The sequence below is a fragment of the Neisseria gonorrhoeae genome, from assembly GCF_013030075.1.
GTDB lineage: Bacteria > Pseudomonadota > Gammaproteobacteria > Burkholderiales > Neisseriaceae > Neisseria > Neisseria gonorrhoeae.
This window is the reverse complement of record NZ_AP023069.1, coordinates 2,089,821-2,116,679: the sequence shown is the minus strand read 5'-3', so window position 1 is coordinate 2,116,679 and position 26,859 is coordinate 2,089,821. Positions and strand designations below refer to the sequence as shown.

At 54.5% G+C, this 26,859-nt stretch carries 16 protein-coding genes and 3 pseudogenes; 10 read left to right on the top strand and 9 right to left on the bottom strand.

What is annotated here, in order from left to right; translation table 11 throughout:
- Nucleotides 1-17 precede the first annotated feature (17 nt).
- Complete coding sequence (locus HT085_RS11095) at nucleotides 18-818, bottom strand: ABC transporter ATP-binding protein (protein ID WP_020996750.1); 801 nt, start codon at nucleotides 816-818, stop codon at nucleotides 18-20.
- A gap of 172 nt (nucleotides 819-990) precedes the next feature.
- Between HT085_RS11095 and HT085_RS11090 the strand changes: the two are divergent.
- Nucleotides 991-1,906: pseudogene (locus tag HT085_RS11090) on the top strand (helix-turn-helix transcriptional regulator).
- Nucleotides 1,907-2,013: 107 nt separating this feature from the next.
- A pseudogene (gene aldA / locus HT085_RS11080) lies at nucleotides 2,014-3,445 on the top strand (aldehyde dehydrogenase).
- Between the two features lie 81 nt (nucleotides 3,446-3,526).
- On the opposite strand, the gene ppk2 reads toward aldA, so the two are convergent.
- Nucleotides 3,527-4,456 carry a polyphosphate kinase 2 gene (gene ppk2 / locus HT085_RS11075; RefSeq protein ID WP_003690414.1) on the bottom strand — a complete coding sequence of 310 codons (930 nt, stop codon included), beginning with the start codon at nucleotides 4,454-4,456 and terminating at the stop codon, nucleotides 3,527-3,529.
- Nucleotides 4,457-4,626: 170 nt separating this feature from the next.
- Between ppk2 and HT085_RS11070 the strand changes: the two genes are divergently transcribed.
- The gene (locus tag HT085_RS11070) at nucleotides 4,627-6,501 is read left to right on the top strand and encodes a bifunctional chorismate-binding protein/class IV aminotransferase (RefSeq protein ID WP_003700811.1); all 1,875 of its coding nucleotides are present in this window, start codon (nucleotides 4,627-4,629) and stop codon (nucleotides 6,499-6,501) included.
- A 60-nt stretch (nucleotides 6,502-6,561) separates the two neighbouring features.
- Here the strand turns inward: HT085_RS11070 and HT085_RS11065 are convergent, their stop codons facing one another.
- Nucleotides 6,562-8,178 (bottom strand): surface lipoprotein assembly modifier, encoded by a 1,617-nt coding sequence (locus tag HT085_RS11065; protein ID WP_012504106.1) that lies wholly within the window; start codon nucleotides 8,176-8,178, stop codon nucleotides 6,562-6,564.
- A 242-nt stretch (nucleotides 8,179-8,420) separates the two neighbouring features.
- Here HT085_RS11065 and hupA point away from each other — a divergent pair, with 242 nt between their 5' ends.
- Complete coding sequence (gene hupA / locus HT085_RS11060; protein WP_003700809.1) at nucleotides 8,421-9,503, top strand: haemoglobin-haptoglobin-utilization protein HupA; 1,083 nt, start codon at nucleotides 8,421-8,423, stop codon at nucleotides 9,501-9,503.
- Between the two features lie 27 nt (nucleotides 9,504-9,530).
- Complete coding sequence (gene hupB / locus HT085_RS11055; protein WP_003690410.1) at nucleotides 9,531-11,960, top strand: haemoglobin-haptoglobin-utilization protein HupB; 2,430 nt, start codon at nucleotides 9,531-9,533, stop codon at nucleotides 11,958-11,960.
- Nucleotides 11,961-12,852: 892 nt separating this feature from the next.
- On the opposite strand, the gene mnmE is transcribed toward hupB, so the two are convergent.
- Nucleotides 12,853-14,199 carry a tRNA uridine-5-carboxymethylaminomethyl(34) synthesis GTPase MnmE gene (mnmE, locus tag HT085_RS11050; RefSeq protein ID WP_003687082.1) on the bottom strand — a complete coding sequence of 449 codons (1,347 nt, stop codon included), beginning with the start codon at nucleotides 14,197-14,199 and terminating at the stop codon, nucleotides 12,853-12,855.
- Between the two features lie 425 nt (nucleotides 14,200-14,624).
- Here mnmE and app point away from each other — a divergent pair, with 425 nt between their 5' ends.
- Nucleotides 14,625-19,031, top strand: a complete 4,407-nt coding sequence (gene app / locus HT085_RS11045) for an adhesion and penetration autotransporter App (protein ID WP_003690407.1) — start codon at nucleotides 14,625-14,627, stop codon at nucleotides 19,029-19,031.
- A gap of 137 nt (nucleotides 19,032-19,168) precedes the next feature.
- Nucleotides 19,169-19,279: pseudogene (locus tag HT085_RS11040) on the top strand (IS5/IS1182 family transposase); the annotation flags it as partial.
- Here HT085_RS11040 and HT085_RS11035 read toward each other — a convergent pair.
- From HT085_RS11035 to cyaY, 5 genes are all read right to left on the bottom strand, one after another.
- Entirely contained in the window at nucleotides 19,271-19,966 is a 696-nt protein-coding gene (locus tag HT085_RS11035) for a Fic family protein (RefSeq protein ID WP_003690406.1), read from the bottom strand. The pseudogene HT085_RS11040 and the gene HT085_RS11035 overlap by 9 nt on opposite strands.
- Nucleotides 19,967-20,527: 561 nt before the next feature.
- Nucleotides 20,528-23,320 (bottom strand): DNA polymerase I, encoded by a 2,793-nt coding sequence (gene polA, locus HT085_RS11030; RefSeq protein ID WP_003687077.1) that lies wholly within the window; start codon nucleotides 23,318-23,320, stop codon nucleotides 20,528-20,530.
- Nucleotides 23,321-23,464: 144 nt separating this feature from the next.
- Entirely contained in the window at nucleotides 23,465-23,971 is a 507-nt protein-coding gene (gene luxS / locus HT085_RS11025) for an S-ribosylhomocysteine lyase (RefSeq protein WP_003687075.1), read from the bottom strand.
- 21 nt (nucleotides 23,972-23,992) lie between these two features.
- A complete protein-coding gene (locus HT085_RS11020; RefSeq protein WP_003687072.1) occupies nucleotides 23,993-24,412 on the bottom strand; it encodes a DUF2251 domain-containing protein in 420 nt (139 codons plus the stop codon).
- 32 nt (nucleotides 24,413-24,444) lie between these two features.
- A complete protein-coding gene (gene cyaY, locus HT085_RS11015; protein ID WP_002226758.1) occupies nucleotides 24,445-24,768 on the bottom strand; it encodes an iron donor protein CyaY in 324 nt (107 codons plus the stop codon).
- 70 nt (nucleotides 24,769-24,838) lie between these two features.
- On the opposite strand from cyaY, the gene lptM reads away from it, so the two are divergent.
- The 3 genes from lptM to HT085_RS11000 all read left to right on the top strand — a co-directional run bounded on the left by lptM (nucleotide 24,839) and on the right by HT085_RS11000 (nucleotide 26,856).
- Nucleotides 24,839-25,009: an LPS translocon maturation chaperone LptM gene (gene lptM / locus HT085_RS11010; protein ID WP_003687071.1), complete on the top strand. Its 171-nt coding sequence runs from the start codon at nucleotides 24,839-24,841 to the stop codon at nucleotides 25,007-25,009.
- 10 nt (nucleotides 25,010-25,019) lie between these two features.
- On the top strand, nucleotides 25,020-26,240 hold the full coding sequence (gene lysA / locus HT085_RS11005) for a diaminopimelate decarboxylase (RefSeq protein ID WP_003690402.1): 1,221 nt from the start codon (nucleotides 25,020-25,022) through the stop codon (nucleotides 26,238-26,240).
- A 193-nt stretch (nucleotides 26,241-26,433) separates the two neighbouring features.
- Nucleotides 26,434-26,856: a toxin-antitoxin system YwqK family antitoxin gene (locus tag HT085_RS11000; protein WP_003687065.1), complete on the top strand. Its 423-nt coding sequence runs from the start codon at nucleotides 26,434-26,436 to the stop codon at nucleotides 26,854-26,856.
- Nucleotides 26,857-26,859: the final 3 nt, after the last annotated feature.

Sequence of the window (26,859 nt, the reverse complement as noted above, 5' to 3'; positions counted from 1 at the left end):
AGACGGCACCTGCTCATTTACCCGAGCAAATCCTGCTGCAACGACGTTTGCGCCGGATAGCGGTATGCCACGGGGCCGTCTGCCAGCCCGCCGACAAACTGGCGCACCCAAGGCGAATCCAGTTCGCGCATTTCCTGCGGCGAGCCGGAGAACATAATTTCGCCGTGCGCCAAGAAAATTACCTGATCGACGATTTCCAAAGATTTTTCAATGTCGTGCGTTACCATAATGCTGGTCGAACGCAAGGCCTTGTTGACGCGGCTGATCAAGTGGGCAATCACGCCCAAGGAAATCGGGTCGAGGCCGGTAAACGGTTCGTCGTACAACATAATTTCGGGGTCGAGCGCGATTGTGCGTGCCAGCGCGACGCGGCGCGACATCCCGCCGGACAACTCGGACGGCATCAGGTTTTCCACGCCGCGCAGACCGACCGCGTTCAATTTCAACAAAACCAAATCGCGAATAACCGCTTCCGGAAGTTGCGTCAGTTCGCGCATCGGAAAAGCGATATTGTCGAATACCGACAAATCGGTAAACAGCGCGCCGTGTTGGAACAATACGCCCATACGGCGGCGGTGTTCGTAGAGTTCGTCAGCCGAAAAACCCGCCAAATCCCGTCCTTCAATCAAAACCTGCCCGGACTGCGGACGAATCTGTCCTGTAATCAGCCTCATCAGCGTGGTTTTGCCGCTGCCCGAACCGCCCATCACGGCGGCAAAATTGCCTTGCGGAATGCTGAAATTGATGTCGTTCAGAATCGGGCGGTCGCCATACGCGAAGGCGACGTCTTTCATTTCGATAAAGGGGGATGGGCTCATGTACGGGCGGACGGTAGGTTTGACGGCGTGTATTTTAAGGCTTATCGGGAAGACGGGCAATTTTCAGACGGCATACGGACGGCAAGTGTTGTGAAAATGCCTTTGTCGGCGGCGGATTGTTTGCTGTGGCGAAAAATGTTATCTTTCAAATGATAACCTTTATCAGAAAACTATGGAAAAAGCAGAACATTTGAACAGCAGCCGGTTCGTCAATCTGGTCAAAAGCGGCGGCGGCTTATGTGGAGGGCAGCTACCGTTTCGATACTTTGTCCAACGGCATTTCCATCCACGGCGGTACGGTAACGGCACGGTGCGATTTTTGCAGCAGCCGCCTCGCCGAACCTTATGTGTCGTTCGTGCTGTTGCTGGAAGGGCGTTTGGACTTCGGCATCAACCGCCGCCGCTTCCGCATCGATGCGGACGGCGGCAAGATTGTCCTAATTGCCGTCGGGGAAGAAGTCCTGTTCAGCCGCTATCTTTATCGCGGCGGCAAAACGGTCAAAATGACCATTAAAGGTATGGAACAATGGCTGCCGCGTCCGGAATACGCGCGTTTCGCACCCCTGCTTTACCGCGAACCGGTCAGGATATGGGATTTGCCCCCAAACCTGCGCGGCTTGGCGGCATCCTGCCTGCAAACCGTCCCAAAGGGGCATTTGGGCGAAACATTGCGCCGCGAGGCGGACGTGTTGCGGCTGCTGTCGGATTTGTGGGACACGGTTTCAGACGGCATCGAGCCGGCGGCGGGGCAAACGGCGGAAGCAGACGCTATGCCGTCTGAAGACTTCAGCCGCACCCTGAATGCCGCGTTCGACGGCGGCGCACACCAAGTCAACCGGCTGACAGCCGCGCTGAACATCAGCGAAAGGACGCTGCAACGCCGTATGCGCGACCATTTCGGCATTACGGCAAGCGAGTGGCTGCACCACAAACAAATGCAGCACGCGCTCTATCTGTTGCAAAACGGGGGCAAAAACGTGGGCGAAACCGCGTATTTGTGCGGCTAGCGCCACGTTTCCAGCTTTATTCAGGCATTCAGGCAATATTTCGGCAGCACGCCTGCGGAAACTAAAAAAGAAAACCGGTAAGCCGTATTTGACTTGAAACCCAAAATCCGCGTGTAAAGAAACTTGTACGGTAATTTATTTGGGAATAAACCAAAACTACATCCGACTACAAAACTGGAGGGCCCGAAATGAAACAATTGGCCATGTACATCAACGGACGCTTTGAAAACGATTTCAACGGCGAATGGCGCGACGTATTGAACCCGTCCACCGAAGAAACCATCGCCCGCGAACCCAAAGGCGGCAGGGCGGACGTTGACCGCGGCGCGCGCGGCGCAACCGGCTTGGGAGCGTCTGCCTGCGGTCGAACGCGGCGCGTATTTGCGTAAAATCGCCCAAGGCATACGCGGACGCGCCGACGAGCTGACCGACACCATCGTTGCCGAAGGCGGCAAAACCAAAGACTTGGCGCGTGTGGAAGTGATGTTCACTGCCGACTATCTCGATTACCAAGCCGAATGGGCGCGCCGTTACGAAGGCGAAATCATCCAAAGCGACCGCCCGCGCGAAAACATTTTATCGTTCAAACGTCCGCTGGGCGTGATTGCCGGCATTTTGCCGCGGAACTTCCCCTTCTTCCTGATCGCCCGCAAAATGGGCCCGGATCTGGTTACGGGCAACACCATCGTCGTCAAACCCAGCAGCGTAACCCCGATCAACTGCCACATCTTCGCCGAAATCATCGATGCGGTCGGACTGCCCGCAGGCGTGTTCAACGTGGTGGACGGTCCGGGTGCGGAAATCGGCAACGCCTTGTCCGCCCATCCGCAAGTCGATATGGTCAGCCTGACCGGCTCGGTTGAAGCGGGTCGCCAAGTGATGGAAGCCGCTTCCGCCAACATCACCAAAGTCTCGCTGGAACTCGGCGGCAAAGCCCCCGCCATCGTGTTGAAAGACGCGGATTTGGATTTAGCGGTGAAATCCATCTTGGCTTCGCGCGTCGGCAACACCGGTCAAATCTGCAACTGCGCCGAGCGCGTCTATGTCCACAGCAGCCTGAAAGACGCGTTCATTGAAAAAATGACCGCCGCGATGAAAGGCGTGCGCTACGGCAACCCTGCCGAAGCCGAAGCAGGCGCGCCGGAAATGGGCACGCTGATTGAAGAGCGCGCCGTCAAAGCCGTTGCCGAAAAAGTGGAACGGGCCGTCAAACAAGGTGCGAAATTGGTTTGCGGCGGCAAACGCACCGAAGGACGCGGCTATTTCTTCGAGCCTACCCTGCTGACCGACACCGACAACAGTATGGACATTATGAAAGAAGAAACTTTCGGCCTCGTGCTGCCCGTTTCCGCTTTCGACACGCTCGACCAGGTCATCGCCCTGGCAAACGACTGCGAATTCGGTCTGACCAGCTCCGTGTACACCACCAACCTGAACGAAGCCTTCTACGTTACCCGCCGCCTGCAATTCGGCGAAACCTACATCAACCGCGAAAACTTCGAAGCCATGCAGGGCTTCCACGCGGGCTGGAAAAAATCCGGCATCGGCGGCGCGGACGGCAAACACGGTTTGGAAGAATACCTGCAAACCCAAGTCATTTATCTGGAAACCGACATCTGATGCCGGTTTGACACACGGATAGAAAATGCCGTCTGAACCTGAAATCGGGTTCAGACGGCATTTTTATTACTTCACCGGCAATCAGTCATGACCGACATCGATGGTTTTCTCTTTGTAACGCGTATCGGGAACAAGAACGATTTTATCGTCCACTTTGCCGATGGCTTTCACGTCTTTACCCGGGTAGTCCAACTGGTGCAGGAAGTAGCGGATACAGTTCAAACGGGCGCGTTTTTTGTCGTCCGAACGGATGATGACCCAAGGCGCGTCGCCGGTGTGGGTGTGGAAGAACATCGCGTTTTTGGCTTCGGTGTAGTCGTCCCAGCGGTCGAGCGACTGGATGTCCACGGGGGAAAGTTTCCAGTGTTTCAGGGCGTCGTCGCGGCGGGAGATGAAGCGGCGCAGTTGTTCTTCGCGGGATACGGAGAACCAGAATTTGAACAGGTGGATGCCGCTGGCGACAAGCATACGTTCCAACTCAGGGGCTTGGCACATAAAGAGCATATATTCGTTGGGTTCGCAGAAGCCCGTCACGCGTTCCACGCCGGCGCGGTTGTACCACGAGCGGTCGAAGAATACCATTTCGCCCGCAGTCGGCAGGTTTTGGATGTAGCGTTGGAAATACCATTGTCCGCGTTCGGTAGTGGTTGGTTTCTCCAAAGCAACCACGCGCGCGCCACGCGGGTTTAAATGTTCCATAAAGCGTTTGATGGTGCCGCCCTTACCTGCCGCATCCCGGCCTTCAAACAGGCTGACGATGCGCTGGCCGGAGTCTTTGACCCGGCTTTGCACTTTCAGCAGCTCGATTTGCAGTTTGGCTTTTTCGGCTTCGTATACGGCACGGCGCATACGTTTGCGGCAGGGGTAGTTTTCGGGCAGCGGGGCTGTGCCGGAATCTTCGGCAGAACCTTTGCCTTCATGTTCCAAAACAGCTTTTTCAAATACTTGGAGCTGGTCTTGCTTTTCGCCCAATTCTACGTTTTCAAACGGTTGCAACTGGCGGTCTGTCATAAAGGTCTCCTATTGTATTTCAGGTTGGAAATGAAAGTCCGTTTTCACAATTTTACACTTTCGCCACCGCTTTCTCTACATAAAATTACATTTTGTTGCCCGAATTTGCCCCGCCGTCTGAAAATCCGTGTAAAAGGGGCGTATAATCAAAACATTTGCCCCGAATTGCCATGCCTTATTTCGCCCTGTTTGACGATGCCGTCAGCCGACGCGCAAAACTCTATCAAAATCATGTGGAAAGCCGTTTTTTCCGTCCCGAAGAACTCGATGCTTTAGACGGCGCGCTGCAATCGGGATGGCAAAAAGGGCTGCATTCGGTGTTGTTTGCAGACTACGAATTCGGTTTGCCGCTGATGGGGATGGAATCCGAACGCGGCGGCAACATTGCCCTGCACTGGTTTGCCGACTGCGCCGACACCGATGCCGAAAGCTGGCTTGCCCGACATTCAGACGGCATCCCCGCCGGTATTTCCACGCCGCAATCCTCCGTATCCGAAACCGATTACCTCGACCGCATCCGCCAAATCCACGAAGCCATCCGGCGCGGCGACACCTATCAAATCAACTACACCACCCGCCTGCACCTGCAAGCCTACGGCAACCCCGTCAGCCTCTACCGCCGCCTGCGCCAGCCCGTCCCCTATGCCGTATTGTCCCACCTGCCCGATGAAGCCGGGCAATCCGCGTGGACGCTGTGTTTCTCGCCCGAACTCTTCCTCAACATCGCTTCAGACGGCACCATCAGCACCGAACCGATGAAAGGCACCGCGCCGATTTTGGGCGACGGACAAGACGAACGCCGCGCCGCCGAGTTACAAACCGACCCGAAAAACCGCGCCGAAAACGTGATGATTGTCGATTTGCTGCGCAACGACCTCGGCAAAATCGCCCAAACCGGTAAAGTATGCGTACCCGAGCCGTTTAAAGTATCGCGTTTCGGCAGCGTCTGGCAGATGACCAGCACCATCCGGGCGCAAGCCCTGCCGGACACCTCGTTCGCCGACACCCTCCGCGCCGCCTTCCCCTGCGGCAGCATCACCGGCGCGCCCAAAAAAATGAGTATGCAGATTATCGAATCGCTCGAAACCGAAGCGCGCGGGCTTTATACGGGCAGCATCGGCTATTTGAACCCGTGTTCCGGCGGCTTGGGGTTTGAAGGCGCGTTCAACGTCGTCATCCGCACCCTGTCGCTCAAACCCGTTTCAGACGGCATTGTTTCAGGCATCGGCGGCACGGATTCAAACGCGCAAGCCCGAACGGCAGGACAAGGCGGGGAAACGCCGCATCCGTTTGAAGCCAATCCGCCGTATCGGGGCGTGTACGGTGTCGGTTCCGGCATCGTCATCGACAGCGACCCCGCCGCCGAATATCGCGAATGCGGCTGGAAAGCCCGATTCCTCAACGAACTGCGCCCCGATTTCGGCATTTTTGAAACCCTGCGCGCGGAAAACAGGCAATGCGCCCTGCTCGACCGCCACCTATGCCGTCTGAAAACCTCCGCCCAAGCCCTCAACCTGCCCCTGCCCGACGGCTGCGAAAATCAAATCAAACAATACATTGCCGACTTGCCCGACGGCGCGTTCCGCATCAAAGCCCTGCTCGCTTCAGACGGCATCAGCCTGTCCCACGCCGTTTTAAACCGTCTGACCGACAAACAGCGCGTCATCATTTCGCCGACCATCCTGCCCGCACAAAACTACCTGCGCCGCTTCAAAACCACACACCGCGCCATCTTCGACCAAGCGTGGCAAACCGCCGAAACGCAAGGCGCGTTCGACAGCCTGTTTTTCAATTCGGACGGCATCCTACTCGAAGGCGGCAGGAGCAACGTGTTCGTCAAACATCGCGGACAATGGCTCACGCCCTCTTTAGATTTAGACATTTTAAACGGCATAATGCGCCAAGCCGTGTCGGACGAACCGCAAAAATATTTGCACACAAATCAAGTGATTGAAACACACATCACACAAAAAACACTGCAAGGAGCCGAAGAAATCCGCCTCTCCAACGCCTTGCGCGGCGTATTTGCCGCCGTCCTTGCCTGAACGCGCAAAAATGCCGTCCGAACCTGCTGCCGCAAAGTTCGGACGGCATTATCCCACCATTCAAAACCGCCAATCCGCCGACACAAACACCTCGCTGTTGCGGCGTTTTGCATACGGCACATTGCTTTCCGTCTTACCGAAGCGGTAGTTCAACGTCGGCACGATGCCTTTGTACGACAACTTGTCGTGGCTCAAAGCCAGCGAGACATTCCATTCGCGGTTACGCTGCGCCTCCGTCGAAAATGCCGCAATGCCTTTGTAGTTGCGGTGGGCGTAAGACGCGGCAATCCGGCTGTTCAAACCGCCCGTCCCGCCCCACTCCTGCGCCCAACCGATATGGACGGCGTTGCGGCGGTAGGCGGCATTGTTGACCGCGCCGCCCACCGTTTCGCGTTTCGGCACAAACCGCGCAAACTGCCAGCCGCCGAACACGGTTGCCGAGCCGCCCAACCGCCTTGCCAGCGACACATAAAGCCCGTCCTGCCAACCGTCGTTGCGTTCCGCCCGGCCTTGTTCGCGGTAGCGTTGGCGGTAACGTTCCAGCGACACCGAAAGCTGCGACCGGCGGCTCAGGCGGTAAGAATGCGCCAACTGCACACCCGCCCCGTGCGCCAGCATATACGGCGCAAGCCGGCGGTCGGCAGGCGGTTTCGTTTTCGCATCAAAGCCGTCGCTACCCGACAATTGCGCCTGATAAAACGGCAAAACCCCCACCGTCTGCCGCGCATTTTTATACTGCCAGCCCAAATAAGCCCTGCCGAAAGCATCGTCATAAGCCGATTTGCGGCTGAAATAATAGCTTGTGCCCCCGACATTGGCGCGGAACAGCAGATAATGGTTGTCCGCCAGCGCAGTCAGCTTTTCCGCCCCGGCCTCATAATCCAACCCTGCCGCACGGACAGGTCCGGTAACGCTGCATATCCGGCTGCCGCCGCCCTGCAGGCAGTATTGCGGCGCGGCATTGTTGGCGTTTTTGTTCACAGAAGGGCTGATGCCGCCCGAAAAATGCCAGCCCGTCAGCCCCTCCGTTTTTTTCCGGAAACGCCCCACATTTTCCAAAACCGGCGCCGGCAAATCCAATTTTGCCGCCTCCGCAAAATGCAGCCCTGCCGACTTCAGCCGGAAATCGTCAAACTCCGCCGCCGCCAAATCCAGCAAAACCCGCTCGTCTGCCGCATTATCCCTGTGCAACGCCCGATAGCGCGCCACCGCCTCCGCCGGCCTTCCCGCCAATTTCGCCAGCAAAGCCCGCGCCCTGCCGTACAACACCGCATCATAATCCGGCAGCTTGGCATACAAATCCGCCAACGAAGCGATCAAATCCGCCTGATTGCCGTTGAGCGCGTCGCGCAAAACGTGTTCCAACAACTGCGGGCGCGACAGCAGGAAATCCCCGTCGATTACGCGCGAACCGCCGTTTGCGGCAGAATCCCCTTCCGGCGGCATTCCCGCCCAACCCTCCGCAGCCGCACGCTGGGCGCGCAACGCCGCCGCATCGTCCCGAACGTCGGGCAAGCCGGCGGCATACGCGCCGACCGCACCCCAAACACACAGCGCGGCACACAGCCGGCATACCCGATACACACTATCCTTCAATTTGCCTTCCTTAAAAAACACCGCCGGACGGCGGCGGCAGAAACGCCGCAAGCCCCACGCGCGGCGGACGCGGCGCATCATATAGTGGATTAACAAAAATCAGGACAAGGCGACGAAGCCGCAGACAGTACAGATAGTACGGCAAGGCGAGGCAACGCCGTACCGGTTTTTGTTAATCCGCTATAAAAAACAAAGGTAGAAACGCGGCAGGCAAACGCAGGCACGTCCGATTTCCGCGCCGCCCCATAAAACAGTTGACATCATATAACATTTAAATTGATAATCAAAACTATTATTAATACATCATCAAGATTGAGTATGCGATGAAATACAAAGCCCTGCCCTTACTGCCGCTTGCCGCCGCCCTTGCCGCCTGTGCCGGGGGGGGGGTAGCCGAACCGCACGTCCCCGTGTCCATCCCCACCGCCACGCCGCTGCCCGCCGGCGAGGTAACGTTATCAAGCGATAACGGCAATATCGAAAACATCAACACCGCCGGCGCCGGAAGCGCATCCGACGCGCCGAGCCGCAGCAGACGCTCGCTCGATGCCGCCCCGCAAAACACATCCGGCATTTCCATTCGGCAGCGGGAAGTAGAAAAAGACTATTTCGGCTATAAATCAAAAGAAACATCATTCATCTTCAAAACACCCGGCGGCGCGCAATACGCCCTTTCATCCTACGCCGACCCCATAACCGTCAGCTACTCCTCCCCCGATTTCAAAATTCCCGACCGCCACGCAGGGCAGCGGCTCGCCGACGGCAGCCGCATCTTTATCTGCTGCAGCGACTCCGGGGCTACTTCGTATGCGGAAATTACCAAACAAGATTATATGAAATTCGGGGCGTGGATAGGTCCCAACGGCGAAATCGACCTCTTCGCCGGCGGCTTCCCCGTCGGCAAAACGCCGCCTCCTGCGTTCTCCTACGGCAGCAGCACGCCCGAAACCGCATTGTCAAAGGGTAAAATCACTTATCAGGTTTGGGGCATCCGCGTCAGAAACGGGCAATTTGTTACTTCCTCTTATACGCCGCCGAAAAGCGGTTCTTATTATGGGACACTTGCCAATACCCCCGTCCTTTCCTTTATCACCGCCAATTTCAACAGCAACACACTGGCAGGCAAAATCCTCGGCAACAGCGATTACGGGCCGGATGTGGATATTCAAAACGCAACGATTACCGGTCCGACCTTTTCCGGCGATGCCACGTCCGGCGGGAAAAGCGGCAAATTGGAAGGCAAGTTTTTTGGCAAGTTCGCCAGCACCCGCAGCAGCGAAGTCAGCATAGGCGGCAAAATCACCTTTGACGGCGACCGCTCCCTCGATACCGTATTCGGCGGTGTGAGTTATGAAAAAAAACTTGATGACACCAGTCAAGATACCAACCACCTTACTAAACAATAAACCACCTCATCCCTGCAAAGGTTTCTTATGCCCATTCCCTTCAAACCCGTATTGGCTGCCGCCGCCATCGCCCAAGCGTTTCCCGCCTTTGCGGCAGACCCCGCGCCGCAGTCCGCCCAAACGCTGAACGAAATCACCGTTACCGGCACGCACAAAACCCAAAAACTCGGCGAAGAAAAAATCCGCCGCAAAACCTTAGACAAGCTCTTGACCAACGACGAACACGACCTGGTGCGCTACGACCCCGGCATTTCCGTCGTCGAAGGCGGCAGGGCGGGTTCTAACGGCTTTACCATACGCGGCGTGGACAAAGACCGCGTCGCCATCAACGTTGACGGGCTGGCGCAGGCGGAAAGCCGCTCTTCCGAAGCCTTCCAAGAATTGTTCGGCGCGTACGGCAACTTCAACGCCAACCGCAACACTTCCGAGCCGGAAAACTTTTCCGAAGTAACCATCACCAAAGGCGCGGACTCGCTCAAATCCGGCAGCGGCGCATTGGGCGGCGCAGTCAATTACCAAACCAAATCCGCAAGCGACTATGTTTCCGAAGACAAGCCCTACCATTTGGGGATAAAGGGCGGCAGCGTCGGCAAAAACAGCCAAAAATTCAGCAGCATTACCGCCGCCGGCAGGCTCTTTGGTTTGGATGCCTTATTGGTTTATACCCGCCGCTTCGGCAAAGAAACCAAAAACCGCTCGACCGAGGGCGATGTCGAAATTAAAAACGACGGATATGTCTTTGACCCGGCCAACCCCTCGCCCAGCAGATACCTTACCTACAAAGCCACAGGGGTTGCTCGCTCCCAACCCGACCCGCAAGAATGGGTAAACAAAAGCACCCTGTTCAAGCTGGGCTACAATTTCAACGACCGCAACCGCATCGGCTGGATTTTTGAAGACTCGCGCACCGACCGTTTTACCAACGAGCTGTCTAATTTGTGGACGGGTACGACCACGTCTGCCGCAACGGGCGACTACCGCCACCGCCAAGACGTGAGCTACCGCCGCCGCACCGGCGTCGAATACAAAAACGAATTGGAACACGGCCCGTGGGACAGCCTCAAGCTGCGCTACGACAAGCAGCGCATCGATATGAACACTTGGACTTGGGACATCCCGAAAAATTACGATACAAACGGCATCAACGGCGAGGTTTACCATTCGTTCCGGCATATCCGCCAAAACACCGCGCAATGGACTGCCGATTTTGAAAAACAACTCGACTTTTCCAAAGCCGTTTGGGCGGCGCAATACGGCTTAGGCGGCGGCAGAGGGGACAATGCCAACTCGGATTACAGTTATTTCGCAAAACTGTACGACCCCAAAATCCTCGCTTCCAACCAAGCCAAAATCACGATGCTGATCGAAAACCGGTCGAAATATAAATTTGCCTATTGGAACAATGTGTTTCACTTGGGCGGCAACGACCGCTTCCGCCTGAATGCGGGCATACGCTACGACAAAAACAGCAGCAGCGCGAAAGACGATCCGAAATACACCACCGCCATCCGGGGGCAGATTCCCCATTTGGGTTCGGAACGCGCGCACGCGGGCTTCAGCTACGGCACAGGGTTCGACTGGCGGTTTACCAAGCATCTGCACTTGTTGGCAAAATACAGCACCGGCTTCCGCGCACCGACTTCGGACGAAACCTGGCTGCTGTTCCCACACCCCGATTTCTACCTGAAAACCAATCCCGAACTGAAAGCGGAAAAAGCCAAAAACTGGGAATTGGGCCTGGCGGGCAGCGGCAAAGCTGGCAGCTTCAAGCTTTCGGGCTTCAAAACCAAATACCGCGACTTTATCGAATTGACGTATATGGGCGTTTCGTCAGACGATAAAAACAACCCCAGATACGCCCCGCTTTCAGACGGCACGGCATTGGTCAGCTCGCCCGTTTGGCAAAACCAAAACCGCACCGCCGCCTGGGTGGAAGGCATAGAGTTTAACGGCACTTGGAACCTCGACAGCATCGGGCTGCCCAAAGGGCTGCACACCGGCCTCAACGTCAGCTACATCAAGGGCAAGGCAACGCAAAACAACGGCAAAGAAACGCCCATCAACGCGCTTTCGCCGTGGACGGCGGTTTACAGCCTGGGCTATGACGCGCCTTCCAAACGCTGGGGCGTCAACGCCTACGCCGCGCGCACCGCCGCCAAAAAGCCGTCCGACACCGTCCACAGCAACGACGACTTGAACAAACCGTGGCCTTATGCCAAACACAGCAAGGCCTATACGCTGTTCGACCTTTCCGCCTACCTCAACATCGGCAAACAGGTTACGCTCCGCGCCGCCGCGTACAACATTACCAACAAGCAGTACTACACTTGGGAATCTTTACGCAGCGTCCGCGAGTTCGGCACGGTCAACCGCGTCAACAACAAAACCCACGCCGGCATCCAACGCTTTACCTCGCCGGGCAGGAGCTACAATTTCACCATCGAAGCGAAGTTCTAAGCTCCTGATGTGCCAATGCCGTCTGAAACCCGATGATTTGGGTTTCAGACGGCATTTTTTACGGTCGCACCGCCGCCCCCTTTCAGGCTTGTACCAAGCCCAATCCCGCAACTCTCCGTCATTCCCGCAACTCTCCGTCATTCCCAGGGAAGTGGGAATCTAGAAACGCAAAGCCACAGGAACTTATCCGAAACAACAGCAACCTAAAATTCGTCATTCCCACGAAAGTGGGAATCCAGTTCGTTGAGTTTCAGTTATTTAAAATAAATTTTGAAACTTTAATCCCATCATTCCCGCGAAAGCGGGAATCCGGAACGTAAAATCTAAAGAAACCGTTTTATCCGATAAGTTTCCGTACCGACGGGGCTGGATTCCCGCCTGCGCGGGAATGACGGCGGAGCGGTTTCTGTTTTTTCCGATAAATTCCTAAAACTTAAAATTTCATCATTCCCACAAGGACAGAAAACCAAAAACAGAAACCTAAAATTCGTCATTCCCGCAAAAGCGGGAATCCAGTTCGTTGAGTTTCAGTTATTTAGAATAAATTTTGAAACTTTAATCCCGTCATTCCCGCGAAAGCGGGAATCCGGAACGTAAAATCTAAAGAAACCGTTTTCCCGATAAGTTTCCGTGCCGACGGGGCTGGATTCCCGCCTGCGCGGGAATGACGATATTTCAGTTTTCTGTTTTTGATTTTTTTGTTTTTACAGGAATGACGGGGCTTTCAGTATTGAAAAAAGTTGCCGTACCGCGCCGATAATTTCCGCCTGCGCGGAATGAAGATTTAAGCGTTGCCCGAAATTCAAAAAACCAAAACCGAACGGATCGGATTCCCGTTTTTATGGGATAACGGAATGTTCAGCCGGACACCGCCACAATGCCTCCGGCCCGCTTATTTTCCGATGCAAAACCTCGAAAAAATCACGCCGAGCAGGTCGTCCGCCGTAAATTCCCCCGTAATTTCGCCGCACGCGACCTGAGCCAGCCGCAAGTGTTCGGCAAACAGCTCGATTTGATGGTTGCCGCACAAAGCGGCCAGCGACAATTCTTCCTGCGCCGCCTTGAGTGCGTTGACGTGCCGCGTCCGCGCCAAAAACAGCCCTTCGCTTTCGCCCTGCCAACCGGCCTCGCACAACAGCGTCCGTTTCAGCGCGTCCAAGCCGTCGCCGGTTTTCGCCGACAGCGCGATGACGGTTTCCGCGCCCGTACCGAACCCGCCTGCCGCGTGTGCGTGCAAATCGGATTTGCTGTGGATTTCAATGCGTTTCAAATCCGACGGCAACGTATCCAAAATCATCCGCGTCTTTTCATTCAAACCCTCGCGCGGATCGACCAACACCAGCGCGACATCGGCTTCGGATACGGCTTTGCGGCTGCGTTCGATGCCGATGCGTTCGACCACGTCGTCCGTCTCGCGCAAACCTGCCGTATCGACAATATGCACCGGCACGCCGTCAATCAGGATACGTTCCCTGACCGCGTCGCGCGTCGTTCCGGCAATATCGGTAACAATCGCCACTTCGTCGCCCGCCAGCGCGTTCAACAGGCTGGACTTGCCGACATTCGGCGCACCGACCAATACGACATTCAGACCTTCGCGTAAAATCGCGCCCTGCTGCGCGTTGGCAAGCACATCATCCACGGCGCGGCGCAAGCCGTCCAGTTTGCCGCGTGCGTCCGCCGCTTCGAGAAAATCGATGTCTTCCTCGGGAAAATCCAGCGCCGCTTCGACCAGCATCCGCAAGGTAATCAAGCCTTCGACCAAACCGTGTATCCGCCGCGAAAAATCGCCCTTGAGCGAGCGCAACGCCAGACGCGCCGCCGAACGGCCGGATGCGTCAATCAAATCCGCCACGCCTTCCGCCTGTGCCAAGTCCAGTTTGTCGTTTAAAAACGCACGTTTGGTAAACTCGCCCGGCTCGGCAAGGCGCGCGCCCAGTTCCAAACAGCGGTTCAGCAGCATCTCCATCACTACCGGCCCGCCGTGTCCCTGAAGCTCGATGACATCTTCGCCCGTAAAACTTGCCGGCGCGGCAAAAAACAGTAGCAGCCCGCTATCGATTGCCTGTCCGTCCGCGTCCGTAAAATCAGCATAGGTTGCCACGCGCGGCTCGGGCGTTTTCCCACACAAAGCCTGCGCCATCGGCAACAGGTTTTTCCCCGATATGCGTATCACGCCCACGCCGCCGCGTCCGGGCGCGGTCGCGACTGCCGCAATCGTTGGAACGTTATCCGACATAAAACCCCCGAAAATTCAAAACAGCCGCGATTATAGCAAATGCCGTCTGAAGTCCGACGGTTCGGCTTTCAGATGGCATTGCCGGCTTGTGTAAAACGATATTCCGACACCGCACGGCACAAAACCCTGCCCCGCATTCCGCCTCCGGTCGGTTTTTACCGCCGAAAACGGCGGGGTTCCGACCGAAAAGGAACGGGGATAAAGTAAAGTGTGATATGATTTCGTATTCAAAATGATGCCTTTATGTGCAACCCATCGATTGCTCCGGCGAGTTGATAAAAATCCCCTTTTTTTCCTTCCCGCCCTTCCCTGCACCATCTCCGAACAGAAGCGGCAAAATACGCCGAACCGCACATATAGCCACATCCCGCGCGCCGCCCGGAAGCGGAAGCCGCGCCCTCCCAACCGTCAGATAAGGAAAAATAATGAAAACAACCGACAAACGGACAACCGAAACACACCGCAAAGCCCCTAAAACCGGCCGCATCCGCTTCTCGCCCGCTTACTTAGCCATATGCCTGTCGTTCGGCATTCTGCCCCAAGCCCGGGCGGGACACACTTATTTCGGCATCAACTACCAATACTATCGCGACTTTGCCGAAAATAAAGGCAAGTTTGCAGTCGGGGCGAAAGATATTGAGGTTTACAACAAAAAAGGGGAGTTGGTCGGCAAATCGATGACGAAAGCCCCGATGATTGATTTTTCTGTGGTATCGCGTAACGGCGTGGCGGCATTGGCGGGCGATCAATATATTGTGAGCGTGGCACATAACGGCGGCTATAACAATGTTGATTTTGGTGCGGAGGGAAGCAATCCCGATCAGCACCGCTTTTCTTACCAAATTGTGAAAAGAAATAATTATAAAGCAGGGACTAACGGCCATCCTTATGGCGGCGATTATCATATGCCGCGTTTGCACAAATTTGTCACAGATGCAGAACCTGTTGAGATGACCAGTTATATGGATGGGTGGAAATACGCTGATTTAAATAAATACCCTGATCGTGTTCGAATCGGAGCAGGCAGACAATATTGGCGGTCTGATGAAGACGAACCCAATAACCGCGAAAGTTCATATCATATTGCAAGCGCATATTCTTGGCTCGTCGGTGGCAATACCTTTGCACAAAATGGATCAGGTGGTGGCACAGTCAACTTAGGTAGCGAAAAAATTAAACATAGCCCATATGGTTTTTTACCAACAGGAGGCTCATTTGGCGACAGTGGCTCACCAATGTTTATCTATGATGCCCAAAAGCAAAAGTGGTTAATTAATGGGGTATTGCAAACAGGCAACCCCTATATAGGAAAAAGCAATGGCTTCCAGCTAGTTCGTAAAGATTGGTTCTATGATGAAATCTTTGCTGGAGATACCCATTCAGTATTCTACGAACCACATCAAAATGGGAAATACTTTTTTAACGACAATAATAATGGCGCAGGAAAAATCGATGCCAAACATAAACACTATTCTCTACCTTATAGATTAAAAACACGAACCGTTCAATTGTTTAATGTTTCTTTATCCGAGACAGCAAGAGAACCTGTTTATCATGCTGCAGGTGGGGTCAACAGTTATCGACCCAGACTGAATAATGGAGAAAATATTTCCTTTATTGACAAAGGAAAAGGTGAATTGATACTTACCAGCAACATCAACCAAGGCGCGGGCGGTTTGTATTTTGAGGGTAATTTTACGGTCTCGCCTAAAAACAACGAAACGTGGCAAGGCGCGGGCGTTCATATCAGTGATGGCAGTACCGTTACTTGGAAAGTAAACGGCGTGGCAAACGACCGCCTGTCCAAAATCGGCAAAGGCACGCTGCTGGTTCAAGCCAAAGGGGAAAACCAAGGCTCGGTCAGCGTGGGCGACGGTAAAGTCATCTTAGATCAGCAGGCGGACGATCAAGGCAAAAAACAAGCCTTTAGTGAAATCGGCTTGGTCAGCGGCAGGGGGACGGTGCAACTGAATGCCGATAATCAGTTCAACCCCGACAAACTCTATTTCGGCTTTCGCGGCGGACGTTTGGATTTGAACGGGCATTCGCTTTCGTTCCACCGCATTCAAAATACCGATGAAGGGGCGATGATTGTCAACCACAATCAAGACAAAGAATCCACCGTTACCATTACAGGCAATAAAGATATTACTACAACCGGCAATAACAACAACTTGGATAGCAAAAAAGAAATTGCCTACAACGGTTGGTTTGGCGAGAAAGATGCAACCAAAACGAACGGGCGGCTCAATCTGAATTACCAACCGGAAGAAGCGGATCGCACTTTACTGCTTTCCGGCGGAACAAATTTAAACGGCAATATCACGCAAACAAACGGCAAACTGTTTTTCAGCGGCAGACCGACACCGCACGCCTACAATCATTTAGGAAGCGGGTGGTCAAAAATGGAAGGTATCCCACAAGGAGAAATCGTGTGGGACAACGATTGGATCGACCGCACATTTAAAGCGGAAAACTTCCATATTCAGGGCGGACAAGCGGTGGTTTCCCGCAATGTTGCCAAAGTGGAAGGCGATTGGCATTTAAGCAATCACGCCCAAGCAGTTTTCGGTGTCGCACCGCATCAAAGCCACACAATCTGTACACGTTCGGACTGGACGGGTCTGACAAGTTGTACCGAAAAAACCATTACCGACGATAAAGTGATTGCTTCATTGAGCAAGACCGACATCAGAGGCAATGTCAGCCTTGCCGATCACGCTCATTTAAATCTCACAGGACTTGCCACACTCAACGGCAATCTTAGTGCAGGCGGAGACACGCACTATACGGTTACGCGCAACGCCACCCAAAACGGCAACCTTAGCCTCGTGGGCAATGCCCAAGCAACATTTAATCAAGCCACATTAAACGGCAACACATCGGCTTCGGACAATGCTTCATTTAATCTAAGCAACAACGCCGTACAAAACGGCAGTCTGACGCTTTCCGACAACGCTAAGGCAAACGTAAGCCATTCCGCACTCAACGGCAATGTCTCCCTAGCCGATAAGGCAGTATTCCATTTTGAAAACAGCCGCTTTACCGGAAAAATCAGCGGCGGCAAGGATACGGCATTACACTTAAAAGACAGCGAATGGACGCTGCCGTCGGGCACGGAATTAGGCAATTTAAACCTTGACAACGCCACCATTACACTCAATTCCGCCTATCGACACGATGCGGCAGGCGCGCAAACCGGCAGTGCGGCAGATGCGCCGCGCCGCCGTTCGCGCCGTTCCCTATTATCCGTTACGCCGCCAACTTCGGCAGAATCCCGTTTCAACACGCTGACGGTAAACGGCAAATTGAACGGTCAGGGAACATTCCGCTTTATGTCGGAACTCTTCGGCTACCGCAGCGGCAAATTGAAGCTGGCGGAAAGTTCCGAAGGCACTTACACCTTGGCTGTCAACAATACCGGCAACGAACCCGTAAGTCTCGAGCAATTGACGGTAGTGGAAGGAAAAGACAACACACCGCTGTCCGAAAATCTTAATTTCACCCTGCAAAACGAACACGTCGATGCCGGCGCATGGCGTTATCAGCTTATCCGCAAAGACGGCGAGTTCCGCCTGCATAATCCGGTCAAAGAACAAGAGCTTTCCGACAAACTCGGCAAGGCGGGAGAAACAGAGGCCGCCTTGACGGCAAAACAGGCACAACTTGCCGCCAAACAACAGGCGGAAAAAGACAACGCGCAAAGCCTTGACGCGCTGATTGCGGCCGGGCGCGATGCCACCGAAAAGGCAGAAAGCGTTGCCGAACCGGCCCGGCAGGCAGGCGGGGAAAATGCCGGCATTATGCAGGCGGAGGAAGAGAAAAAACGGGTGCAGGCGGATAAAGACACCGCCTTGGCGAAACAGCGCGAAGCGGAAACCCGGCCGGCTACCACCGCCTTCCCCCGCGCCCGCCGCGCCCGCCGGGATTTGCCGCAACCGCAGCCCCAACCGCAACCCCAACCGCAGCGCGACCTGATCAGCCGTTATGCCAATAGCGGTTTGAGTGAATTTTCCGCCACGCTCAACAGCGTTTTCGCCGTACAGGACGAATTGGACCGCGTGTTTGCCGAAGACCGCCGCAACGCCGTTTGGACAAGCGGCATCCGGGACACCAAACACTACCGTTCGCAAGATTTCCGCGCCTACCGCCAACAAACCGACCTGCGCCAAATCGGTATGCAGAAAAACCTCGGCAGCGGGCGCGTCGGCATCCTGTTTTCGCACAACCGGACCGAAAACACCTTCGACGACGGCATCGGCAACTCGGCACGGCTTGCCCACGGTGCCGTTTTCGGGCAATACGGCATCGGCAGGTTCGACATCGGCATCAGCGCGGGCGCGGGTTTTAGTAGCGGCAGCCTTTCAGACGGCATCAGAGGCAAAATCCGCCGCCGCGTGCTGCATTACGGCATTCAGGCAAGATACCGCGCAGGTTTCGGCGGATTCGGCATCGAACCGCACATCGGCGCAACGCGCTATTTCGTCCAAAAAGCGGATTACCGATACGAAAACGTCAATATCGCCACCCCGGGCCTTGCATTCAACCGCTACCGCGCGGGCATTAAGGCAGATTATTCATTCAAACCGGCGCAACACATTTCCATCACGCCTTATTTGAGCCTGTCCTATACCGATGCCGCTTCCGGCAAAGTCCGAACGCGCGTCAATACCGCCGTATTGGCGCAGGATTTCGGCAAAACCCGCAGTGCGGAATGGGGCGTAAACGCCGAAATCAAAGGTTTCACGCTGTCCCTCCACGCTGCCGCCGCCAAGGGGCCGCAATTGGAAGCGCAGCACAGCGCGGGCATCAAATTAGGCTACCGCTGGTAACCGCCGGATATGCCGAAAGGGGTTTGACGATGCCGCCGTGCACTGTCAAACCCCTTTTTCTGCCACCTTGTGCCTACTCCATCGTCTGATAACCGTCAAATTGATTTTTAGCCCATGTTCGGCGAGTCGGGGAAATCTATAGTGGATTAAATTTAAATCAGGACAAGGCGGCGAAGCCGCAGACAGTAAAAATAGTACGGCAAGGCGAGGCAACGCCGTACCGGTTTAAATTTAATCCACTATATATCTTCGTCCGCGCCGAAATAGTCTATGCCCGATATACAATTTTGATACACAAACTTGGAAATATCGGTATCGTCGCCGGTGCGATAGAATGCGGATAGTTTTTCATTGAATCGCGGCATCTGCATTTCGGAGATTTCCAGGATACCGCAGCCCCCCGCCATCATCAGGCCGTTGGCAAATAGGGTTGCCGTCCGTTTGTTGCCGTCCCAAAAAACCTGCTGCCGCATACAATAGAGCATGAAACGAACGGCTGCTTCCGTCGTCGAACCGCTTTGCAGTCCGATATTTTGCAACACGCGGGCCACTTCAATTTCCTTCACCGGATTCGGGGCATGACGGGAACCGTCCAATAGCGTTACGCCGACCGAACCGGTACGGAAATCCACGGGTACCAAAGAATCGTCCTTGGCAACAATGTTGTTGATTCTTTTAAGGAGTGAAATATTGACCGGTTCGCCGTTTGAAATATGCGAAATCACATATTGATAGGCACGTTTCAGGTTCAAGATGGTTTGGATGTCTTCCAGTGACGCGGAGGCTACATTTTTGCCATTGATAATTTGCTCGGTCTGCAACAAGGTCGTCTGACAATTCTCAAAACGGCTGAGGTTGTGAATTTGAGCAACCAATACTTTCTTTGCCAGAAAAATATTTTCTTCCAAACTCAACTTGTATTTGTCGGGAAACACGATAATTCCTTAAATAATTAAAGCAGTACGTTAAATCATCATCTTATCATCACTTTCGGGGTTTATGTTGCGTGCGTCCGTTTTCTAATACGGTTTCCCATCCCGCGAAACGCGGCGGAAGCCTGTGCAAAAAACCTGTTCACGAAATTTTCCGCATAAAGATACGCTGAAAATGCGCTAAAAATGGCTGTGTTTGAATATCGGTTGATTTCATCCGTTTGTGTAACCTCGCGCCGGTTTTGTCATGATTTTGCATTATTTTTGTTATGCGGATATTTCACGGGATGACAAAACGGGCGCAAAAAAGCCCGATTGGAAAATCCGAATCAGGCTTTTTTGTGATGTTCTGTTCGATTTGTGCGCTAACTGCCGACCGGAGCGTCCGCGCCCGGTTTGGCAGGTCGGATTCTCGAATCCGACTGCTATTTGAGATGGCAGGCTTTTGTCGGATACAAGTATCCGACCTACGGCTTGCTATTGATTTCCAATCATTCGAATCGGGTATTTTACTTCCTTAAATTTTGATAAATCAAAACGTAACAGTTCAATACTTGTGCATTCTCAATGTGCCTCTTCCCAATTCTCCCCTACGCCAACCTCAGCCACCAGCGGTACATCCAATAATCCGCCGTCCACTTTCGCCATAATCTGCGGCAGTTTTTCTTTGACAAAATCCAGTTCGGTTTCAACGACTTCCAGCACCAGTTCGTCATGCACCTGCATGACCAGTTTGCTGCCGATGCCGTCTGAAAGCCAGTTTCGCACGTTTATCATGGCGCGTTTGATGAGGTCGGAAGCGGTGCCTTGCATGGGGGCGTTGATGGCGGCACGCTCGGCTCCTGCGCGGGCGTTGGCGTTTTTGTTGCGGATGTCGGGCAAATAGAGCCTTCTGCCGAACAGGGTTTCGACGTAGCCTTGGGCGGCGGCTTGTTCTTTGGTGCGCTGCATGTATTCGGCGACGCCGGGATAACGGGCGAAGTAGCGGTCGATAAAGTTTTTGGCGGAAAGGTTGTCGATGCCCAATGATTTTGCCAAACCGTATTGCCCCATACCGTAGATTAAGCCGAAGTTGATGGTTTTGGCGTAGCGGCGTTGCTCGGGCGAGACGTTTTCGGGCGCAGTGCCGAACACTTCGGCGGCGGTGCGGCGGTGTACGTCTTCGCCGCTTTGAAATGCGGCAATGAGGGTTTTGTCACCGGAGAGGTGCGCCATAATGCGCAGCTCGATTTGGGAATAGTCGGCGGAAACGATGACGCTGCCCGGCGGTGCAGTGAAGGCGCGGCGCACGCGGCGGCCTTCGGCGGTGCGAATGGGGATGTTTTGCAGGTTGGGGTTGTTGCTGGCGAGGCGGCCGGTAATGGCGACGGCTTGGGCATAGGTGGTATGCACGCGGTTATCCCGGGGCGAAATCATTTCGGGCAGTTTGTCGGTGTAGGTGGATTTGAGTTTCGCCAGGCTGCGGTTTTGCAGGATGATTTTGGGCAGGGGGTAGTCGGGCGCGAGCTGTTCGAGCACGGCTTCGTTGGTGGAAATGCCGCCTTTGGCGGTTTTTTTCAGCCCTTTTGTCGGGATGCCCATTTTGTCGAACAGGATTTCTTGCAGCTGTTTGGGCGAGTTGAGGTTAAACGGTTGACCTGCAGCGGCGTAGGCTTCCTGTTCGAGCTTCATCAGCTCCGCGCCGAGTTCCGCGCTTTGGCGGGCGAGTTCGGCGCGGTCGATTTGCACGCCGTTGCATTCCATTTCAAACAATACCTGCGCGACGGGAAGCTCCATTTTTTCATACATTTCAAGTTGTTTGTCGTCCATTTGCGCGCGCAGGCGCGCTTCGAGGCGCAGGGCGAAATCGGCATCTTGGGCGGCGTATTCGGTCGCCTGCCCGATGGCGACATCGGCAAAACTGATTTGCTTCGCGCCTTTGCCGCACAGCGATTCGTAGGTAATGGTTTCTAAACCGAGCCAGCGTCCGGACAATTCGTCCAAGCCGTGTCCGAGATGGCTCTCGATGATGTAGGAAGCGAGCATCGCGTCGCCGGCAATGTTGTTTAACGCGATGCCGTAGTTGGCGAAAACGTGTTGGTCGTATTTGAGGTTTTGACCGATTTTTTTCAGGGCGGGGTTTTCCAAATGCGGCTTCAGACGGCCTAATACGTCTTGCAAATCAAGCTGTTCGGGCGCGGCAGTCAGGCTGTGGCCTACGGGGATGTAAACCGCTTCGCCTGCTTGGAACGCAATGCTGATGCCGACCAGCTCGGCATTCATCGCATCTAATGACGTGGTTTCCGTATCAATGCCGATTGTGTCCGCCTTCGCTAGTTTGTCCAACAAGGCGGCAAACTGAGCTTCGGTGGTAACGGCTTGATAATCCAGTTTTTCAGGGGCGGTGGCTTTTTCAGCTCGTTTTTCAGACGGTATTTCCGCATTCAAAGCCGCCTGCTCGCCGATGCTGTCGCTACCGAACAAATCATCGGTCGAGCCGGTATTCATGTTTGATTCCGCTTCTTTCAGCCAAGTACGGAAGCCCCAGCGTTTGAAATCAACCGCAAGCTGCGCCCATTTCGGCGCGGTACGGCGCAGGCTTTCGATGCCGTCTGAAAGCTCGGTGTGCAAGTCCACATCGGTTTTAATCGTGACCAAATCATACGACAGCGGCAGTTGGGGCAGCGCGGCTTGCAGGTTTTCGCCGACCTTGCCTTTGATTTCCGGAGCGTGTTCCATCACGCCTTGCAACGAACCGTAGGCTTCCAGCCATTTCACCGCCGTTTTCGGGCCGCATTTTTCCACGCCCGGTACGTTGTCCACCTTGTCGCCGATCAGCGCGAGATAATCGCGGATTTGGTCGGGGCGAACGCCGAATTTTGCCTTCACGCCTTCAATATCCAGCGTTTCTCCGCTCATCGTGTTCACCAGCGTAACGCGCTCATCCACCAACTGCGCCATATCCTTATCGCCCGTCGAAACAATGACTCGCAAACCATGTTCCGCCCCCTGTTTCGCCAGCGTGCCGATCACATCGTCCGCCTCCACTTGCCCAATCACCAATACCGGCCAGCCCGTCAGGCGCACCAAATCCGGCAGGGCTTCCGCCTGCGGGCGCAAATCGTCCGGCATCGGCGGGCGCGTCGCCTTGTATTCTTCAAACATTTGATGGCGGAAATTTTTGCCTTTCGCATCAAAAACCACCGCGCAATAATCGTGCGGATATTCCGACCGCAAACGGCGCAACATATTCAATACGCCATACAGCGCACCCGTCGGCGCACCGTCAGGCGCAGTCAGGTTTTGCCCCATCGCGTGATACGCGCGGTAGAGATAGGAAGAGCCGTCAACGAGGAGGAGTGTAGGTCTGTTGGACATAAAAAACCCGCTTGAAACCGATAAGGGACAGAAAAAATAGGGAAGGACGATGCCGGCTTAAAACCCGCCCCCGTACAACCCCGGATTATAACGGAAAAGGCAAATGCCGTCTGAAACCCTTGTTCAGACAGCATTTGCGGCGGATTAAGCGTTCAGCAGGCTTTCATCCAAAGCCAAATCGCCGTTTCGGTTAACCGCCACTTTGCGCGCCAACACGTTTTGCGCGATTTGTTGCGCTTCGGCGAGCGAGTGCATCAGATAAGTGCCGCATTGGTATTCGTTCAACTCGGGGATTTTACTTTGGTCTTTGACATTCAAAACATCCTGCATCGAAGCCAACCACGCATCGGCAACCTGCTGTTCGGAAGGCGTGCCGATAAGGCTCATATAAAAACCGGTGCGGCAGCCCATCGGGGAAATGTCGATGATTTCCACGCCGGCGCCGTTCAAGTGGTCGCGCATAAAGCCGGCAAACAAATGCTCCAGCGTGTGGATGCCTTTTTCGGGCAGGATTTCTTTATTGGGGATGCAAAAGCGCAGGTCGAATACAGTAATGGTGTCGCCTTTGGGCGTGGTCATGGTTTTCGCCACGCGTACGGCAGGGGCGTGCATACGGGTGTGATCGACTTTGAAACTGTCTAACAGGGGCATTTGGGTATCCTTTTGTGCGGGTTATGTAGGTTTTCGGGATAGGATTTTGTCCAGCAATTCATCGTCCAAGACGCGGTTTTCGACTTTTACCCATTCGCCGCCTGCTTCAGGGAAGCCGTTGCGGCAATATCCTGCCTGTTCGACAAAATCATAGACGGCATGGATGTAGTCGTTGATACACAATGCGGCTATGGTGCAGGCGCCATCCCATAAAATCAAGACATGATTGGGGATATGTTTGTCGGATACATCTTCGACATTGTAGATGTGCAAGGCATCCAAAATCCCCTCTTGCGAAGCGGCATAGAAGTAGCCCGTGTTGCCATCATCTTCAAAGACAACACCATAAGGGATATGTTTGGAAAATGATTCTAAAACTTTAGGCGTGCCGACAGTAAAATTTCCGATTTCGGCAGTCCGATATAGAGGTAATTGTGCCATTGGGTAACAATCTTTTTATATCGAAAATTGAATCACAATTCGGCAATCTCAACCGCTTCGCCCGAAGCCGCGCTCAGGGCTTCGTTTAAAACGTCGTAAAAATCGCGGCTGTCGCGCGTTGCCAGCCATTTGCCGTTTTGTTCGGCGAAATGGTAGCCGCCGCTTTTTGCGGCAATCCACAATTCTTGGTTGGGCGTGTGGCGGTTGACGATGATTTGCGTGCCGTCTCCGGCTTCGATGGTCAGGACGTTTCCGGCAAACCGGCAGTCGAAATCCCAGCCGTTTTCGTCGATTTGGTCTTCGATGTGTTCAAATAATGCTTCGCTCGCGCGGATAAACTCGCTTTCGGTCATCATAGCTTTTTGCGTGTTTTTTGTTTAAGATGCCGAATCTTGCCACATTCGCGCTTATGAAGGAAGTTTACCGATGAAATACGGCGTATTTTTTGCGGCGGCAACCGCCCTCCTGCTTTCCGCCTGCGGTTACAAAGGCGGCCTCTACCTGCCCAAAGAAGGCGATACGGCGCGTTTCGGCGTGATCCAAACCGGTTTGCAGCTTCAAGGCAAACCGCAATCCGCCCCACCAACCCAAAAATGAAAACGAAAATATGACCCTGTTTTGCGAACAAGTCCCCTACCCCCGCCTTGCCGAAGAATTCGGCACGCCGCTTTATGTGTACAGCCAATCCGCGCTGACCGGAGCATTTGAAAACTATCAAACCGCCTTTGCCGCTTTGAACCCGCTCGTCTGCTATGCGGTTAAAGCCAATGGCAATCTGAGCATCATCAAACACTTCGCCTCGTTGGGCAGCGGTTTTGACATTGTGTCGGGCGGCGAATTGGCACGCGTTTTGGCGGCAGGCGGCGATGCGGCGAAAACGATTTTTTCCGGCGTAGGCAAAAGCGAGGCGGAAATCGAGTTCGCGCTGAATGCCGGCGTAAAATGCTTCAATATGGAAAGCATCCCCGAAATCGACCGCATTCAGAAAATTGCCGCGCGTTTGGGCAAAACCGCGCCCGTCTCCCTGCGCGTCAATCCCGATGTCGATGCAAAAACCCATCCCTACATCTCCACAGGTCTGAAAGCCAACAAATTCGGCATCGCCTACGCCGACGCGCTCGAAGCCTACCGCCATGCCGCACAACAGCCCAATTTGAAAATCATCGGCATCGACTGCCACATCGGTTCGCAACTGACCGACTTAAGCCCACTGGTCGAAGCCTGCGAACGCATTTTGATTTTGGTTGACGCTCTTGCCGCCGAAGGCATTGTTTTGGAACATTTGGACTTAGGCGGCGGCGTCGGCATTGTTTACAAAGACGAAGGCGTCCCCGATTTGGGTGCGTATGCCCGAGCGGTTCAAAAACTGATGGGGACACGCCGTCTGAAACTCATTCTTGAGCCAGGCCGCAGCTTGGTCGGCAACGCAGGTGCATTGCTGACGCGCGTCGAATTTGTCAAACACGGTGAAGAGAAAAACTTTGTGATGGTCGATGCGGCGATGAACGATTTGATGCGCCCAGCCCTATACGATGCCTACCACCACATCGAAGCGGTTGAAACCAAAAACATTGAGCCTCTGACCGCCAACATCGTCGGCCCGATTTGTGAAACCGGCGACTTCCTCGGCAAAGACCGCACCATCGCCTGCGAAGAAGGCGATTTGCTGCTTATCCGCAGCGCGGGCGCATACGGGGCCAGTATGGCTAGCAATTACAACACGCGCAACCGTGCGGCGGAGGTGTTGGTTGACGGCGGCGGATACAAACTCATCCGCCGGCGCGAAACCTTGGAACAGCAAATGGCAAACGAACTCGCCTGCCTATAAGCCGAACATCAAAATGCCGTCTGAAGCCTTCAGACGGCATTGTCCGTTTAAAGTGACATCTTGGCGGAATATTCAAACACAGCCTGTTTTCAAATGACGACGCAACAAATCCCCGTCTCGCCCGACTGACGAAGGGAATTGTTGAAAAAAATTACGCGCCCCTTTTATGGGGTGCAATATCTAAGGAATTGAAATGAAGCACGCTCCGATTATCCTCCTGCTTACCGCTTCGTCCGCCGCCCTACTTTCGGCGGGCTGCACCGCCCTTCCCTCTGACCGGCCGCCGCTTCGCACCCTGCCGAAAAGCGCGCCCATCCAACCCGCCAACCCATACAGCCGGCCGCCTTCAGGCACGCCGGACGGCGCATTCAGCACCCGCGCCTCAAACGGGCGCGTCTTGAAAAGCATCGTCAAAAACGGCGTGTTCGACCGCTTTGTCGATATTTACCATCCAAACGGCAAACTGCATTCGCACACGCCGGTTGAAAACGGCGTGGCGCAAGGCTATACCGAACAGGGCATATTGCGGACGCGCATCCTGTACCGGGACGGGCATATCGTCCGAGCGCAAACTTTGGATGCGTCGGGCAAGGTGGAACGCGAATGGCAGCCGTAAAAC

Bases quoted from the DNA above. Each gene is read 5' to 3' on its own strand.
- HT085_RS11095 (WP_020996750.1), bottom strand. From the start codon at position 818: ATGAGCCCATCCCCCTTTATCGAAATGAAAGACGTCGCCTTCGCGTAT.
- ppk2 (WP_003690414.1), bottom strand. From the start codon at position 4,456: ATGACAGACCGCCAGTTGCAACCGTTTGAAAACGTAGAATTGGGCGAA.
- HT085_RS11070 (WP_003700811.1), top strand. From the start codon at position 4,627: ATGCCTTATTTCGCCCTGTTTGACGATGCCGTCAGCCGACGCGCAAAA.
- HT085_RS11065 (WP_012504106.1), bottom strand. From the start codon at position 8,178: ATGATGCGCCGCGTCCGCCGCGCGTGGGGCTTGCGGCGTTTCTGCCGC.
- hupA (WP_003700809.1), top strand. From the start codon at position 8,421: ATGAAATACAAAGCCCTGCCCTTACTGCCGCTTGCCGCCGCCCTTGCC.
- hupB (WP_003690410.1), top strand. From the start codon at position 9,531: ATGCCCATTCCCTTCAAACCCGTATTGGCTGCCGCCGCCATCGCCCAA.
- mnmE (WP_003687082.1), bottom strand. From the start codon at position 14,199: ATGTCGGATAACGTTCCAACGATTGCGGCAGTCGCGACCGCGCCCGGA.
- app (WP_003690407.1), top strand. From the start codon at position 14,625: ATGAAAACAACCGACAAACGGACAACCGAAACACACCGCAAAGCCCCT.
- polA (WP_003687077.1), bottom strand. From the start codon at position 23,320: ATGTCCAACAGACCTACACTCCTCCTCGTTGACGGCTCTTCCTATCTC.
- luxS (WP_003687075.1), bottom strand. From the start codon at position 23,971: ATGCCCCTGTTAGACAGTTTCAAAGTCGATCACACCCGTATGCACGCC.
- HT085_RS11020 (WP_003687072.1), bottom strand. From the start codon at position 24,412: ATGGCACAATTACCTCTATATCGGACTGCCGAAATCGGAAATTTTACT.
- cyaY (WP_002226758.1), bottom strand. From the start codon at position 24,768: ATGATGACCGAAAGCGAGTTTATCCGCGCGAGCGAAGCATTATTTGAA.
- lptM (WP_003687071.1), top strand. From the start codon at position 24,839: ATGAAATACGGCGTATTTTTTGCGGCGGCAACCGCCCTCCTGCTTTCC.
- lysA (WP_003690402.1), top strand. From the start codon at position 25,020: ATGACCCTGTTTTGCGAACAAGTCCCCTACCCCCGCCTTGCCGAAGAA.
- HT085_RS11000 (WP_003687065.1), top strand. From the start codon at position 26,434: ATGAAGCACGCTCCGATTATCCTCCTGCTTACCGCTTCGTCCGCCGCC.